This window comes from Belnapia arida (assembly GCF_016773205.1).
Taxonomy (GTDB): Bacteria; Pseudomonadota; Alphaproteobacteria; order Acetobacterales; family Acetobacteraceae; genus Belnapia; species Belnapia arida.
In genome coordinates, this window is the sequence record NZ_JAETWB010000062.1 from 1 (window position 1) to 14672 (window position 14672).

The following is a 14672-nucleotide window of genomic DNA, read 5'->3' on the forward strand; positions in this document are numbered from 1 at the left end:
TGGCTTCGGGTGACCGAAGCCGGCACCGGGTGGGCGCTGTCATCGCCATCCCGTGCCACCGCTGGCAGGGGAGGGTTTGCAGAAGCGGCCGGCTCAGTGCCGGATGCGCGGTGCCGGGCCCCCACCGCGCCAGGGATGCCGCTGAGGGACCCGCCGAATGGGGATGACAGGGGGAAGGAGAGGCCAGCGGCCCAGCCGCTGCACAGGGGCAGGGGCGGCAGGATGGACGCCGGGCACCATTGCTGATGCGGCGGCATCATCCCACGGCCGGCTTGTGCTCGCCCTTGAGGGAATGAACGGCAGCGCTGGGGGCAGGGGAGCGAGCAGGCTGGGCCAAGCCTCGCCTCCACCTGACATAGGGATGCCGCCCTGTAATTTCAAGTACGCAACAAAACCTTGGGCGGTTCCATTTCTGGTCTAACCGCCTTCCGCAGCTTGCGACGGGGCCCGCTCGGGCTGGAGCTGCAAGTCGGCATTGTCGGAGCCCCTGCATTAATGTCGCTCTTCGGGATCGGGCGGCACTAGCGACAGGGGGTTTCTAAATCGCCGAGAGACGGGACGAGCGAGATGCGGAGCGTCCCAACGGGGTGTCGCCCATCCCCCATATCGTCCGCCACCTTAGCGACTGCCCAGACCTAGCGGGCGACCTGACCGATCCACGGCGCCCAGCAGGGTACCAGCAAGCGGGTCAGGGCGCGGGCGGGATGCACGTCAGGCCCAGAGCCGGCCAAGGCCGAGCCCCGAGCCACCCGGACGCCGGCGAAGACCAAGTAGTGCGCGCAGAAGGCCTGAGCGCCTCCGTCCTTGGCCCAAACCTGTGGATCGAAGGGGCAGTACGCGGAGCGCTTGCGGCGTCGGCTTAGAAGCCCCGCCATCCAGACCGCCCAGACCGCACCACGTCCCTCAGCCCTCCGCGCCGACAAGAGAGCCCCGCCCTAGGCACCAATTTGCAAACGACTCGCATTTGCACTATCGGCGAGGCCAGCTTTCGCCGTTACCGCCGGAGGAATGAACCGGGTTCACCTCCGAAGGGCGATGTCGGAACGCCCAAACCGTCCGTGCCGGGATCGACCGACCATGACCATGCCGTCCTGCCGCCATGCTTTGGGCTCAAAGTTCCTGTCCGCCTGCCTAATGGCAATGGCCGTCATCGCATCGGCCAGGGCCCAAGCGCCCAACCTGCCGGCATCGGCAAGCGGCACCCCTCTGGCACTGCCGGAAGTCTCCGTGGAGGGGTCGGCGCCCCGCAACGCCGTGCCGCCCCCCTATACCGGCGGCCAGGTCGCCACCGGCAGCCGGCTCGGCCTGCTCGGCAATACCGGGGTCATGGACTCGCCCTTCAGCACCAGCAGCTACACCGACCGCTGGATCAGCGACCGCCAAGCCGCCACGGTGACGGAGGCCCTCGCCCTCGACCCCTCGGTCCGCACCGCCACCAACCCGGGCGGCCAGGTCGACTCCCTTTTCATCCGCGGCTTTCCCGTGGGCGAGGGCAATAGCGGCGAGATCGCTTTCGACGGACAGTACGGCATCGCGCCCAACTACCGCGTCTTCACCGAATTCGTAGAGCGCATCGAAGTGCTGCGCGGCCCTGGCGCCCTGCTCTACGGCATGTCGCCGAACAGCGGCATCGGCGGCGTCATCAACATTGTGCCGAAGCGTGCCGAGGAGGACCTGACGCGCCTCACCCTGAACTACGCCTCCGCCTCGCAGTTCGGCGGCCATCTGGACCTAGCCCGCCGCTTCGGTGACCAGCGGCAATGGGGCCTGCGCTTCAACGGCAGCTACCGCCAGGGCGACACCGACCTCGACAAGCAACGCCGCGAGGCCTTCGTCGGGGCACTGGCCCTCGACTACCGGGGCGAGCGCTTCCGCGCCTCCCTCGACTTCTTCCGCCAGCAGGATACGCTTGATGCCCCGCTGCGCCCTGTCCTCCTCGCCCCCGGCGTGCGGCTGCCCTCCGCCCCGAACGGCCGGCGCAACCTGAGCCAGCCCTGGGAGTGGTCTCGCGTCACCGATGATGGCGCCCTGCTCCGCGCCGAATACGACCTGACCGACAGCATCACCGTCTTCGGCAATCTCGGCGGCTCACAGACCGAGGTGCGGCGCCTGTTCAGCCTGCCGACCATTGTCAACGCCCTGGGCGACACGACGAGCACGCCCGGCAACGCCACCTTCCGGATCGAGCGCTACAGCGCCAGCGGCGGGGCCCGCGCCCGCATCGCCACCGGCCCCATCGGCCATATGGTGACCTTGCAGGCGGATGCCTATCACGAGCAGCAGGACCGGCTGATCGTCAACGGCACGGCCTATCGCTCCAACATCTACCAGCCGGTCCTTCGGTCGGAGCAGGCAGTTCCCGCGCCGGGGCGCGTGCCGCGGGTCTCGACCACCGCGCTCACCGGCCTGTCCCTCGCCGACACGATCGCCATGTTCGACGAACGGCTGCGGCTGATGCTTGGCCTGCGCCTCCAACGCGTCGAATCCAACAACTACAACGCCACGACCGGCGGCCGCAGCTCGGCCTATGACGAGAGTGCGGTTACACCCTTCGTTGGCTTGGTGGTCCGCCCCTGGGCCGGCATCTCGCTCTATGCCAACTACATTGAGGGGCTGAGCCGCGGCGATATCGCGCCGACGACGGCCGCCAATGCCGGCGAGGCCTTCGCCCCCTACCGTGCCCAGCAGTACGAGGCCGGCGTCAAATTCGACCTCCGCCGCGCCATCGTGACGCTGAGCGCCTTCCAGATCACCCGGCCGACCGCGGAGCTGTCAAACAATATCTATTCGGTGGGCGGCGAGCAGCGCGTCCGCGGCCTGGAGCTGACATCCTCCGGCGAAATCACGCCGTCCCTGCGCCTGCTCGGCGGGCTGACCCTGTTCGACGCTGAGATCACCCGCTCCGGCACCGCCGCCGTGGTCGGCAACCGGCCGATCGGCGTGCCGACCTATCAGACCAATCTCGGCCTCGACTGGGACCTGCCCTGGACGCCGGGCCTCAGCCTGAACGGTGCCGTGGTCCTGACCGGGCGGCAGCAGGTCGACACCACCAATACTGTCAGCCTGCCGGCCTGGGCACGCCTCGATATCGGTGCCCGGTACCGGGCCGAGATCGCCGGACGGCCCACGACCTTCCGCGCCAGCATCCTCAACGTGACGGATAACGACCACTGGGCGGGCGTCGCCTCCTTCGGGACCATCTCCCAGGGCGCCCCGCGCACCTTCCTCTTCTCCGTGACGGCCGATCTGTAACGCAACGGGCTCGCTGCCGGGCTTATCCCTTGCCAAGCTTCGCCGCCGCCCGGCGCAGCAGCAGCTATGGAAGCCCGGCACCTTGCCGATCGCATCCCTGAGCGATTTCAGTTCCCCCTCGGCCCGCGCCTCAAAGCCGGCGAAGGCTAACGCTGAACCTGGACCACCAAACCCAAGCGCCTCACAGCGATGATCCACTAAACTTCCAACCGGACCAGTCGTTGGGTGCTGGTCACGCGGCGCAGGGTCTGCACGAGGTCATCGTAGTTCATTGGCTTGTGCAGCAAAGCAAATGGCTCTTGCCCACCGCCGTAGCGCCGCAACTCCTCCAGCCCACCAAGCGGAGCGGAACCACTCACTACAATGATCGGAAGTTCGGGCTGGACCTTCTGCAGAGCGCTGATCAAGTCCTCACCACTCATGCGAGGCATGTTGAGATCGGTCACGAGTGCGCTCACCTGAAGCCCCAGCCGCTGCACTTCGGCCAAAGCTTCGATCCCATCACTCGCAATCGAGACCGCGTAACCTTCTTCCTCAAGAAGGTCCGACATCGACATTGCGATCAAAGCCTCATCCTCGGCGATGAGGATGCGGACTGCATCTGGTGTGGGCTCGCATCCGGGACGCCTGTAGTAAGCCATCGGCCTGCGCCTTTCAGTATGCTGTCGATTACAACTTTAACGGGTATCAAGGCCACAAGTTCGCCACATTAGCGAAGGTTCTGTACAGCGCTATTTCAAACCCAGACAAAAAAGCTGCCTCTACAAAGAGGGGCAAATAGGACTGATGTAATCAACTTATGGTTGATAATAAGGACAGCGTGAGCGGCCGAGACAGCTTGCATATTCGCTCACACGTGTGAGACCATCCCGTCAGGGTGGAAGTAGCAGGAGCGAAAGCTCGTGACGCACAGCAATCCGCTAGCCCCACAACGCGTGACCAGCTGGAGACGTGCCCCGCTGACCGCAGTGCCGGATGTAGCCCATGTGGCCTTGCGCGAAAGCGAGGATCATCACCGTGCCAACTTCGTTCGCGCGCCAGTGCCTATGCTGGTACTCGACGTCGACGCTACCGTAACCGACGTGTCTGACCGGTGGCTCGATCTGCTGGACTATACTCGCCTTGAGGTGGTCGGACGCCCTGTGTCGGACTTCCAAGCACTGTCGTCCGCCCAGCAGACCACGGCCGGATGGGCAGATTTCTTAGCCAAAGGTGAAGTCCGCGACGTGGAGCGCTGCTTCCGTCGGCGCGACGCTACCGAGCTTGACGTACTTCTCTCAGCGACTGTGGAACGCACCCCGGGAAGTGGTGAGGTTCGGGTCATTGCGGCCCTGACCGATGTCACAAGCCGCAAGCGCGCCGAGGCGGCACTTCAGGCTAGCGAGGAGGGGTTACGTCACGCCCAAAAGATGGAGGCCATTGGCCAGCTTACCGGCAGCATCGCACACGACTTCAACAACGTCCTGCAAGCCATAACGAGCAATCTCGAACTGATTTTGGGCCGGGTCGGAGATGACAGAGCCGAGGTGATGCGGCTGGCTGACAATGCTCTGGATGCCGCAAAGAGGGCTACAGCGGTTACCGCCCAACTTCTCAATTTTGCCCGTAGCCAGCAGCTTGATCTGAGGCCGCTTGATCCGGTTGAGATCATTAGCCGGCTCCGTGGCCTCCTCGCGCGGGCCGCAGGCGAGCGGATTGCACTGGAAATCGATGTTCCGGAGCAGGGTGTCGGGGCATGCCTCGCCGACCTGAACCAACTGGAATGTGCCCTCCTTAACCTCGTCATCAATGCTAGGGACGCGATTGGTGGCGCGGCTGGGACGATCACCATCTCGCTTCGCAGTGAAGAAGCAGGAGCGGACGTCGATGATCGGCTGCCCAAAGGCGGTTACATCGGGCTGACTGTCCGTGACAACGGGCCGGGTATGTCCGAGGAGGTTCGCCGTCGGGCTTTCGAGCCGTTCTTCACAACCAAGGTCCCTGGCAAGGGCACCGGTCTCGGTCTTGCCCAAATTTACAACTTGGCTCAGCAGTGCGGCGGCGTGGCACGGATTGAGAGCGCGCCAGGCAAGGGTACCGAGGTGGCCATCCTTCTGCCCTCTATTCAGAAGCCGGTGCTCGACATCGCTGCGTCGGTTACGCCGTCCGTCAAAGCTGGGGTAGAGGCGGGTATGGGCGAGACTGTGCTGGTCGTCGAAGACGACGCAATGGTACGCTCAACGCTAGCGGAAACCCTGTCCGAACTGGGCTACCGGATCATCGAAGCGGATGACGCTGACGCTGCACTCGGTGTGCTGGAAGGTGGAGCTGTGGCGGACCTGATCCTCACTGATATCTCCATGCCGGGTAGCATGGATGGTTTGGAGTTCGCCCGCGTTGCCGGTAGCCGCTTCCCGGAAGTCCCTGTGATCCTGACAACGGGCCATATTGATGTCCTGGGTGCGACGACTCTACCGACTAATGCAGGCATTCTGAGCAAGCCATACACTCGCGGAGACGTCTCCGCCGCTGCACGGCATGCTTTGGCCAAGCACCGACATTGATCGCCTGTTAAGACCGTCATCCGACTGACCTGCTCGGCACCGAACAGGTGGCCTTTGGAGCCGTTGCTTCCGCCGCCTGCCTGTACCGGGTTGCCACTAAAGTGGCCACCGCGCCTGATGGCCGACGCCATCTTCTACCTTGCTCGTTCCGGTCGCGCCTGGAGCATGCTCTCTACTTCCCTTCCGCCATGGCAGACGGTGTTCGCTCACTCAGGTGATGGCGGCTCGACGACACGCTCGGGCGTGCACACGACCGGCCATGCGTGCTGGCCCACGAGGCGGAGGGACGCAAGTCGAAGCTTTCAGCTGCCATCATCGATAACCAGACCGTGCGTGCTACCAGCGTCGATGGCGTGTCCACCGGATATGACACCGCGAAGTGGACCTTCGATCGGAAGCGGCACATTCTTGTCGACGCGGCTGGCTTCATCCTCCTTGCCGATGCCGACGTCAGCGCCTTCGCCGCCAGCCGCCTCGGCTCCAAGAAGGCTCGTAAGTAGAAGCCGCGCCGCAGCTTCGGAATGCCGAGTTCCACTGTTCCAGCCCGGGTTTACCAGTCCCGCTTCCAATAGCCGTTCCGCTGGTTCTCCCGTTCGGCGCTGCGCTCGCCGTAGCCAGCGCTGCAGACCTCCTCAGCATCCAGCTCCATCAACCGATGCGCAGCAAAACCAATCGTTTCCCGCAGGAAAGTAGCGTCGGAGCCCCTCTCCAACAGCTTCCGAAGGGCAATCCTGTCGTTGGTCATCGTGGGTATCCAAGGTTTGGCATGTAGGTCTCGACAACTCCCACCCTATCGAGGACCACCACGATGACCGTCACCGTTACGGTGGTGGCCTCCTACACCACGCTTGGGGGCACGACCGCCGCCGTCATCAGGCTCGTCGGAGCCCTGCTGCTCGAGCAGTCTGACGAATGGGCCACCCAACGGTCGCGCTACATGAGCCTGGAAGCGATCAGCGCCGTCAGCGATACTGGCCAAGTCAGGCTCTCGGCTGGGCCCGCCTGACCAGCGGCCAAGCCCGCCAGGAGCAACCGCTCCTACACCATCACCAAGGGACACGACCCCGCATCATGCCCCGCTCCATTTGGCTCGGTGCCGCAGCTGGGATGTGGGCTTCGTCGTCTGACATCCTTGGTCAGGAGCCATGGAGACTGCGGGGGGCGTCTAGAGATCCTTGGGCCCAGCGAGCCGCAAACTCATCTATGGCAACCCGAACAGCGAGGCTCACCACCAGAATTGCTGCTGTACCGACCAGGAAGACGACCATGGCAAAGCTCCTCCGCCTGTCCCTCCCCTCACTTACCCTTATGCTGCGCCGCAACATAAACTCAGAGCAAGCCAAAAAGGCCTGTATGCCTGTCCTTTACGCAGCCAGATTGCAGTCGGCCGCGTGGGAGCACCTGCTGTAACCGGATCTGCACTGCATGGATAACTCGGTGCTGAAGATGCTGCGCGAGGCGAGAGTGATTCCCCGTCGGCCTCGGTCAAGGTAGTGCCGTTCCCGCCTGGCGCTGCCCCGGCACGACGCCAAGGCGGAGCTTCCCAGCCATTATGTACGATAGCATACACGCGCATGTGGGCGAGGCCGCGCTAGCGCCGCTGTGGAGCCCGCCAGCGCCACTGGGCCAGAACGGGGGCCCAGCCAATACCCCCGCAACCACTCAGGGCGCCCCAGCATGGCCCAGGCCGCCTGCTGCAGGTGATGGCGGCTTCAACTAGTCCGGATGAATCCACGAGTGTTTGGTAAACGAAGGGTGCAATACTGAATGAGCATTGAAAAGCGGAGTAGTTCGTCAGCGACGAACTCAGGTGGTGCAGCGCAGCAAGAGGGGCTCACCCATGACGGAGGACGACGACCTGGAGCAGCGGCGGGACAACGCCGAAGCAGCAAGAGGGCTCGCAGAGATCCAGCGGAATCTGCGGGAACAAGATCGGGTCTTTGGTGAGGAAGCCCGGCGCACGGCTGAGGAACTGCGAGAGGTGGCCGAGGCGGTTCGCGTTGCTCAGGCAGAAGTACGTCAGGTGCGCGAGGAGACGCGCCGGCTGGCAGATGAGACCCGCCAGTTTGTTGAGCAGGGTCGAGCGCAGACCGAGCGGCTGCGGGCCGAAGCCGAAGCCGAGCGCGAAGCAGTACGCCAGCAGCGGGAGATATTGGAGGAGATGCGCCGGCTGCTGACGGGGGTTGGCCAAGACTAGCTCCGCAGCAATGGTGGGTGACGGCGACAAGGGGGCCTTGGAGTTGGCGGCCATCGCCGAGCACCAGCGCCAGACGGGTTAGCCTGGTCCCTTCATCGTGGCGCCGATCTAAGCAACTGCGGAGGAATGGGCAGCAGGCAATCGGGAGATGTGGCCAAGTGCCACCGGAGCGGCGGTCTCTCCCATTAGCAGCGCTTATCGGCAATCGAGGAGGTCTTTTAGGGCCGCGAACAGGACCGCCGGCATGGTTGGCTTGCCGACATTCCGCGCGCCGGCCAGCACCGCGTCCGAGGCGAGTTCGGCCCCGCCGTAGGCGCTCGCCAGGACGAAAGGCACCCCCATCGCCCTTAGGGTCTCTGCTACCGGCGTCACCCATTCTCCGCGGAGGCTTACGTCGAGTACCGCAGCATCAGGCCGCTGGTCTGCGAGGAGCGCCAGCGCCGCCGCGACCGTCGGAACCGGGCCGATTACACTGAACCCAGCGTCCGTTAGGCCGATCTCGAGATCTAGGGCGATGAGGGTTTCGTCTTCGACGACTAAGATTTGGCGGCGGGCGGGGCGGCCGGCGCCCTCGCCGGGGATGGACTCCACGGCGGCTCCTTTTTTCAGGGCGCCTACGTCAGCGGCACCGAGATCTGCACGTGTAAACCCCCAAGCTCGAAGCGCAGTTCCGCTTTGCCCTCCAGATCGGTGCGGGCGCTGTATTCGATCAGGCGAGTGCCGAAGCCGCGCGTGGTCGGCGGCGCCACCGGCGGGCCTCCTTCCTCGCGCCAGTCGAGCAGCAGCAGCGTGGCCCCGTCCGCCTGCGCCGGGATGTCCCAAGCCACCCGCACGATGCCTTCAGGCACAGAGAGCGCACCATGCTTAAGGGCATTGGTGGCAAGCTCGTGCAGGATCAGGCCGAGTGGCAGGACCTGCGCGGCAGCAAGCCGCACGGCGGGGCCTGGCTCGACGCGGGCGCGCCCGGCCCCGACCGGCTCCAGCGTCCGGCCGACAAGATCCGCGAGGTCGGCCGCAGATCCGCCGGAAAGCGAGGCGTCCTGGGCCCGTATCAGCGCCTCCAAGCGGCCGAGGAATGCGTCCCGGTACTCCTCCCCGGTGCGGCCTGCGGTCCGCGTCTGGCCGGCGAGCGCGCGCACCACCGACAGTAGGTTGCGCATGCGATGACGGGTCTCGGCGAGCAGGACGTCCTTCTCTGCCTCCGCGCGGCCGCGGTCGGTGACATCTTCGAACGTCACCAGGACGTCCTTGCCGTGGCCACCCGGATGCACCATCCGCCGCGCGCCAACGAGCATGGTCCGGCGGCCGATGCCCTGGAAGTCGTGGGTCACCTTGTAGTCGATCACAGCGGCCGCCTTGGGTATCACATCGGCCATCAGGGCCCGCAGCTCAGGGATGTTCCACTGGCCGTTGCCAAGCGCAAACAGACGCTCGCCGATGGTCTCGTCACGCTCAACCCTGAAGGCATCGAGGAAGGCCGGGTTGGCAGCAGTGACGCGAAGGTCCTCATCCAACACGACCAGAGGCAGGTCGAGGCTGTCCACGACCCCCTGCGCCTGGACGTGGCCGCTGCGGAGCATGCGGTAGAGATCTTCCAAGGTCATCCGTCGCTGCTCCTCGCGCGCCCATTAGGCCGAGCTAGGCTAGCACCGGCCAGCCCCCGACGCAGGTTCGGCAAGCACACGGTCCCTCCGTCAATTTAGAACTCCAGGCAATCCTCTGACCGCCCCAGCGCGGCCTCGCTGGCGACCCTGCGGTACATCCTGCATCTGTTGGCCAAGGCGTGCCGCTGTGGGTCATCTATCGAGCTGAGGGCATACTGAGCCGCCTGAGCTCAGCGAAGCGGCGACATCTACGGGCCCCCTTCATAACCGTTGCCGAGCAGCCACGGTACTAAGCCGCAAAGAGGCAATTGATAGCCTCAAGCGATTTTTCTATGGAAGAAATTCTACCTCAAAGCGCAAATCTGGGCCTATCTGCGTACTCATTGCGATAGAGTGAGAACAGGTTGTGCAGAAAAACCGTCGCACCATGCCCCCTGCTGCTGCAGCGGCTGCTGCCGCTAAGTACCAATCCATTAAAGCAATGATCGCTCACAAGCACCGTTGCAGTTTGGTCGCCCCGCCTGACAGTGAGGCTCTCGATCGGATGATCTCAGAGTTCTATGCCAGCGGTGGCGCGGTAACCAACTGCCCAACCGTCTATGTGTTGCCGGTGCAGAATGGCACTGGCCGCACAAGCTGAGCCATCCAACGGGCACTGACCGCTTGCGGGCTCCGCTATGAGCCTGCCAGCGAGCGGGCCATGCTGCTGATGGCCTCCCGCTGCTTCTCGTCTTTGATCAGAGCGAAGTTGCGCACCAGCTCCAAGCACATGCGCTGGCGCGGGGCCAACTCTTGGGCCTCACCTTGCTCCGAAATGCCCTCGAAAAACCATGCGGGGTCAACGGCAAGCGCTTGCGCAACACCGAACAGGCGGCCGGCGGAAATGCGGTTCAGCGCTCGCTCGTATTTGTGCTCTTGCTGGTAGGTCACGCCGATGATGCGCGCCAACTGCTGCTGGGACAGCCCCATGGCAAGCCGCCGCTCCCGGATCCGACGGCCAACATGCTTGTCCACCATGGTGGCGCGTTGGCTTTGCGGTTCGTCCTGCTGATCGGTTAGGCCCATCTGCCGCGTCCTGGTTGATGACGCTTGTCTAATGAGTTGTGCAGCGGTGCTCTGCACATTATCCCGCGAGAACAATCTCATTACGTGGATGTGACGGCAGGACGGTGTCTATGGCGACGCTCGGGCGGTTGCGGGAGAAGCACGGCTCCGGCCTGGCCCGTATGAACCGGCTCTCGACCCCAATTGGATCTTCAGCTTCTATGAGCAGCGGCGCCGGCGAGCGGCGCAGGTCGGAGCGCTGCGGCGTGTCGTGACCCGGACGTATGTCCCGCCACACCGCGACCGCAAAGCAGAAAGCCGAGGACAGCACCAGAAGGGAGGCGTTGAACAAAATAGCCCATTCTGGCAGCACGCTGCCAAGCGAGGTTTTGGCTCCTACCCCCGCCACCAGTGACACAAGCCCGGTGCGAACCCAGGCCGCGTAGGTCCGCTCTGCCGCCAATACCGTACGGTCAGCAGCATAGAGTACCCGCGGGTCGTCCTTTGCATCAGGCATGTAGGGCGAACGCACCGCAGACATCCCCGCTCCCGCACTAGCACCGAGCGGACCGAAGCGCAGGCGCGGGGTGAAATTGAGCGGCGCGGTGGTGATCGAGTGAGCAAAGTCCGACGCCCGGACATTGCTCCGGCATCCCTCCCCGACATCGGCATTCCCCGCCAGCGGACGGCCGAGATGAAGCAGCTGGCCATCGCAAGAACCAGCGCCGGACGGGCTGGTCCGGTGATCGTGGCGCCGGCCGAGGTGATGACAAAGCGCTAGAGCGACCGCTGTCGACCCATTGCGGACGTAGGGGACCATAGACTAGCTCGCGTCCATGCAGGCACTTTCGATCAAGTCCAGGCGCATCCTTCTACGCGACTTCACCGAAGCGGATCGGGCAGCTTTCATCGGATACCAGACTGATCCACGTTACCTGCAGCTGTATGACTTCGACCAGAAGACGGAGCGGCCAACCAAGCTGTTTGACCTGTTTCTGCAGTGGCAGCGGGATCGACCGCGAATGAATATGCAGCTCGCGATCTGTGAGGTCAGAACCGGCCGCCTTCTTGGATGCGGCGGGCTTCGCAAGGTCGACGATAACGTCGCGGTACTCGGGATTGAGCTGGCACCAAGTGAGTGGGGGCGCTTCCGAGTGGCGCTGGACGCTTCCGGCGCGTTGGTTCGGTACGGGTTCGAGACACTGAACCTGGGGGCCATCATCGGGGATACTGCCAGCGGTAACCGCCGGGTCGAGAAGTTGGCACGGTGGTTTGGAGCCAAGATCGTGGCGCGGCGAACGGGACCGGACTGGATGCAGGCTCGCGGATGGCAGGAAGTAGACTGGGCGATAACAAGAGAAAGTTGGCAGCGAGCTGGGCCGCCACCCCTTGGGACCCGATAAGACGAACGTCCGCTTTCCACCCATTGCAGTCGCTCGTGCGCCAGTCCAGCCGCTGCTGTAAAGGCTTAACGACGTGGCGTGCTTCTGACCGTCCAACTGGTCGGTCACGGCTGTTTGGAACTTTTGGTCACGGTACCGACGCGCGACTTCCCGAACGATGTCGTGGGCAAGTTCCTCCATCACCAGCTTGGCTGGTTTGTGGACGGGCAATACAGGGTTCCTCTCGTGGACGGCGTAGACGCTGGCTGAGCGCGGGGTGAGGCTAAGCACGAACCGGACCATTTGCTGGGACCTGCTCTGGCTTACCGGCCGCGGCAGACATCGTTGCTCCCAGCCGCTCCACCATCGCGGCGCCGCCGGCGGTCCGCTGTACCAGCACGCTGCGAAGGTCTCGGGCGTCGGTCGTCCGGCACGCCAACTCGAGCTCTTCCAACCGGTCGAGTGCGCGGGTGACAACGGACTTGCTGATGTTCAGATGCTTCGCCAACCCGCGGATGGTCTGCAGCTCGTCCGTTTGGTAGACGATCAGCGCTATGCCGATCTGGCGGAGGGTCAGATCTGGTTGGTCGGACCGAACCTCGAACAAGCACGTCTCGCGCAGGATCTGTAGCAGATGGTCGGGGTCATCGCTCATTGACCAGGGCCTTCTCCACCCGCATGCGGTTCCCTTCTGAGAGCCGACACCCGACGGAGAGGTGCGCCTGCAAATCGATTGTGGAGACGGCGGATCCGGGCCCAGCGCGTCATCCGAGCTGCCAGCGGCCGAGCGCCAAGCATCATTGCGACGATGACGGCTAGGCCGACGTAAGCCATCTCGACGGTGGTCAACAGATACTCTCCCGGCTTACATCCCGCGAGCATCGCCTGCGTTACAGAATTTCGAAAACGAACGAAGCGTGAAGGAAGTGATCTGCTACTTTGGCCGGGCCGGCTTTCTGACTGGCTGGTCCGGCGGCAGATTGATCTCCTAAGCCGCCAACGGCCTCAAGCAGCCGCTGTGTCGCCGCTGCTCGCAAAGCTCACCGGCAGAGAGTTTCGCAAGGCACCCCGTCCCGATCCCCATCGAGCCGCGAGAGCCCACACTGCTGCAGATAGAAGCGAGCCTCGGCGCAGGTGGTCATCTCCCGACAATACTGCTTGCCGCCGCAGGTGAAGCCGCTACTCACCGTTGGTGCGGAACGCATAGGCGCTGCCGGCGCCTCCGTGCTATGGTCGGGTCCGCCTCCACGCTTTGCTGCACGCCATTCCCAAGGGGGCGTGCGTTCGACCTCGGGGAGCGCCCAAAGGCCGCGGCGGCTTGCCTTCGCTTCGGCCTCGAGCCGCAGCAGCTCGGGATCCCGACTGTATTGACGATAGACCCAAGCGGCACCCTGCCGGACCATTTCGGCATTCACATCCAGCGGGCCAGCGTAGACCCGCCCAACAGTCCGCCCATACCGGTCCGTGTCTTGCACCATGATCCGTACATCCTTGCCGAACACCAGCTCGGAGAGGATCTGCTGCGCACGCGTGCCGTAAGGCTGGCGGCTTTCAGGGGTGTCGATTTCACCTAACCGGACCCGGACTTGGCGGCGCTCGGCAGTGAGCAGGGTTAGGGTGTCCCCGTCTGCCAAGCCGACCACCCGTCCGAGCAGTTCGGCAGCCCAAGCGGGAGAGCAGGACAGAAGCGCAAGCAGGACGAAGATGGCGACCGAAAGCCGCCAGATGACGAGAGGCATGTTGCTACCTGCCACACCTTTGACCACGGTTGTAGCGGCTGAACAAAGCGTGTCTGTGCCTAGCATCAGCACCAGCGGCTGGATTGGCAACGCCCTCGGGATGCTGCCCGACGAAGCATCCGCCCTGCTGAACCGGGACCTCTGGAAAGAGGGTGAGGTGGCGCTGCTCGAGGCAGTAGCGGCCCGGTTGGAGGTGCGGGTGCCGGAGCCGGCACGCATTCAGACGGGCTCAACGGCAGCGCGGCTGGCGCTGGAAGCGGTCGGGGGCGGCATAATCCCGTTCCTCCACGTTATCGGGGCGCATGCCTGTGTGAGGCACGGGGCGCGTGGCGAGTGACGCGCGCCCGAAGAAGGACGCTCCTCATCTGGTGACTGCGAAGGCGCTTGGAATGATTGGCAAGCCAACCGAGCCAAAGGCCGAAGCTGACAAGAGCCAGGGAGATCAAGACCGCTCAGAACTCCACCATGCTCTCCCTTCTCCTGAATCAGCCGAAATGGCGCTCCAAGCAGCCAGCCCGACAGCGGCCAATCGCAACATTGCGCTTCAATCACGACGAACTTAGCCGCTTCACTCGAGTTGGAACGATGCTGTACGAATTCTGTACAGATCATGACGGCGAGGACACGCAGATGTCTTGGGGGAAGCTTGCAATCGTTGCGATATTTCCGGTTCCGATATGGGCAGCTGTGATTGCGGGATGTTATTGGTTTGGAGTTGGTGTGCTCTAATCAGTGTCGTGCTGCATTGCTGGTAGTGGGCTAGCACCGGCCGCTGCGGCATCCGACATCCACGACATGAGCCTACCCTACGATCCTCAGATACCGACCGCGAAGCCGAAGATCTCGCCCGAGGAGCGCCGGCGCCGAACCGCCGACCGGCTGACCATGATCCGGTTGAAGATGGCGATCGG

Annotated in this window: 13 protein-coding genes and 3 pseudogenes; 8 read left to right on the top strand and 8 right to left on the bottom strand. The window is 64.0% G+C overall.

The genetic code is table 11. The features are described from left to right. Positions 1 to 1227: 1227 nt before the first annotated feature. Positions 1228 to 3252 (top strand): TonB-dependent receptor, encoded by a 2025-nt coding sequence (locus JMJ56_RS30680; protein WP_202835558.1) that lies wholly within the window; start codon positions 1228 to 1230, stop codon positions 3250 to 3252. A 197-nt stretch (positions 3253 to 3449) separates the two neighbouring features. Here the strand turns inward: JMJ56_RS30680 and JMJ56_RS30685 are convergent, their stop codons facing one another. Further along, positions 3450 to 3893, bottom strand: coding sequence for a response regulator (locus JMJ56_RS30685; RefSeq protein ID WP_202835560.1), 444 nt, complete (start codon positions 3891 to 3893; stop codon positions 3450 to 3452). A 261-nt stretch (positions 3894 to 4154) separates the two neighbouring features. Here JMJ56_RS30685 and JMJ56_RS30690 point away from each other — a divergent pair, with 261 nt between their 5' ends. The 3 genes and pseudogenes from JMJ56_RS30690 (at position 4155) to JMJ56_RS30700 (ending at position 6295) form a co-directional block, all read left to right on the top strand. Next, the gene (locus JMJ56_RS30690; RefSeq protein WP_202835562.1) at positions 4155 to 5795 is read left to right on the top strand and encodes a hybrid sensor histidine kinase/response regulator; all 1641 of its coding nucleotides are present in this window, start codon (positions 4155 to 4157) and stop codon (positions 5793 to 5795) included. A 63-nt stretch (positions 5796 to 5858) separates the two neighbouring features. Beyond that, a pseudogene (locus JMJ56_RS35825) lies at positions 5859 to 5990 on the top strand (IS5/IS1182 family transposase); the annotation flags it as partial. 68 nt (positions 5991 to 6058) lie between these two features. Further along, complete coding sequence (locus JMJ56_RS30700) at positions 6059 to 6295, top strand: transposase (RefSeq protein WP_202835579.1); 237 nt, start codon at positions 6059 to 6061, stop codon at positions 6293 to 6295. On the opposite strand, the pseudogene JMJ56_RS30705 reads toward JMJ56_RS30700, so the two are convergent. Beyond that, positions 6202 to 6540, bottom strand: a pseudogene (locus JMJ56_RS30705) (transposase); the annotation flags it as partial. The gene JMJ56_RS30700 and the pseudogene JMJ56_RS30705 overlap by 94 nt on opposite strands. Positions 6541 to 6657: 117 nt before the next feature. On the opposite strand from JMJ56_RS30705, the pseudogene JMJ56_RS30710 reads away from it, so the two are divergent. Together JMJ56_RS30710 and JMJ56_RS30715 are read left to right on the top strand one after the other, a co-directional pair. Further along, a pseudogene (locus JMJ56_RS30710) lies at positions 6658 to 6801 on the top strand (IS256 family transposase); the annotation flags it as partial. An 834-nt stretch (positions 6802 to 7635) separates the two neighbouring features. After that, complete coding sequence (locus JMJ56_RS30715) at positions 7636 to 7992, top strand: hypothetical protein (protein ID WP_202835563.1); 357 nt, start codon at positions 7636 to 7638, stop codon at positions 7990 to 7992. Between the two features lie 195 nt (positions 7993 to 8187). On the opposite strand, the gene JMJ56_RS30720 is transcribed toward JMJ56_RS30715, so the two are convergent. From JMJ56_RS30720 to JMJ56_RS30735, 4 genes are all read right to left on the bottom strand, one after another. Further along, positions 8188 to 8583, bottom strand: a complete 396-nt coding sequence (locus JMJ56_RS30720) for a response regulator (protein WP_202835564.1) — start codon at positions 8581 to 8583, stop codon at positions 8188 to 8190. A 23-nt stretch (positions 8584 to 8606) separates the two neighbouring features. Then, a complete protein-coding gene (locus JMJ56_RS30725) occupies positions 8607 to 9596 on the bottom strand; it encodes a PAS domain-containing sensor histidine kinase (RefSeq protein ID WP_202835565.1) in 990 nt (329 codons plus the stop codon). Between the two features lie 675 nt (positions 9597 to 10271). Next, the gene (locus tag JMJ56_RS30730) at positions 10272 to 10661 is read right to left on the bottom strand and encodes a helix-turn-helix domain-containing protein (protein WP_202835567.1); all 390 of its coding nucleotides are present in this window, start codon (positions 10659 to 10661) and stop codon (positions 10272 to 10274) included. A 58-nt stretch (positions 10662 to 10719) separates the two neighbouring features. Next, positions 10720 to 11181, bottom strand: coding sequence for a DUF202 domain-containing protein (locus JMJ56_RS30735; RefSeq protein WP_202835569.1), 462 nt, complete (start codon positions 11179 to 11181; stop codon positions 10720 to 10722). 295 nt (positions 11182 to 11476) lie between these two features. Here JMJ56_RS30735 and JMJ56_RS35830 point away from each other — a divergent pair, with 295 nt between their 5' ends. Beyond that, complete coding sequence (locus tag JMJ56_RS35830; protein WP_202835571.1) at positions 11477 to 12043, top strand: GNAT family N-acetyltransferase; 567 nt, start codon at positions 11477 to 11479, stop codon at positions 12041 to 12043. Positions 12044 to 12305: 262 nt separating this feature from the next. Here JMJ56_RS35830 and JMJ56_RS30745 read toward each other — a convergent pair whose 3' ends face one another. Together JMJ56_RS30745 and JMJ56_RS30750 are read right to left on the bottom strand one after the other, a co-directional pair. Beyond that, positions 12306 to 12677: a MarR family transcriptional regulator gene (locus tag JMJ56_RS30745; protein ID WP_202835573.1), complete on the bottom strand. Its 372-nt coding sequence runs from the start codon at positions 12675 to 12677 to the stop codon at positions 12306 to 12308. A gap of 385 nt (positions 12678 to 13062) precedes the next feature. After that, complete coding sequence (locus JMJ56_RS30750; RefSeq protein WP_202835575.1) at positions 13063 to 13761, bottom strand: thermonuclease family protein; 699 nt, start codon at positions 13759 to 13761, stop codon at positions 13063 to 13065. A 49-nt stretch (positions 13762 to 13810) separates the two neighbouring features. On the opposite strand from JMJ56_RS30750, the gene JMJ56_RS30755 reads away from it, so the two are divergent. Beyond that, the gene (locus JMJ56_RS30755) at positions 13811 to 14098 is read left to right on the top strand and encodes a hypothetical protein (RefSeq protein WP_202835577.1); all 288 of its coding nucleotides are present in this window, start codon (positions 13811 to 13813) and stop codon (positions 14096 to 14098) included. The last annotated feature ends 574 nt before the right edge of the window (positions 14099 to 14672 follow it).

Bases quoted from the DNA above. Each gene is read 5' to 3' on its own strand.
- JMJ56_RS30685 (WP_202835560.1), bottom strand. From the start codon at position 3,893: ATGGCTTACTACAGGCGTCCCGGATGCGAGCCCACACCAGATGCAGTC.
- JMJ56_RS30715 (WP_202835563.1), top strand. From the start codon at position 7,636: ATGACGGAGGACGACGACCTGGAGCAGCGGCGGGACAACGCCGAAGCA.
- JMJ56_RS30725 (WP_202835565.1), bottom strand. From the start codon at position 9,596: ATGACCTTGGAAGATCTCTACCGCATGCTCCGCAGCGGCCACGTCCAG.
- JMJ56_RS30730 (WP_202835567.1), bottom strand. From the start codon at position 10,661: ATGGGCCTAACCGATCAGCAGGACGAACCGCAAAGCCAACGCGCCACC.
- JMJ56_RS30735 (WP_202835569.1), bottom strand. From the start codon at position 11,181: ATGTCTGCGGTGCGTTCGCCCTACATGCCTGATGCAAAGGACGACCCG.
- JMJ56_RS35830 (WP_202835571.1), top strand. From the start codon at position 11,477: ATGCAGGCACTTTCGATCAAGTCCAGGCGCATCCTTCTACGCGACTTC.
- JMJ56_RS30745 (WP_202835573.1), bottom strand. From the start codon at position 12,677: ATGAGCGATGACCCCGACCATCTGCTACAGATCCTGCGCGAGACGTGC.
- JMJ56_RS30750 (WP_202835575.1), bottom strand. From the start codon at position 13,761: ATGCCTCTCGTCATCTGGCGGCTTTCGGTCGCCATCTTCGTCCTGCTT.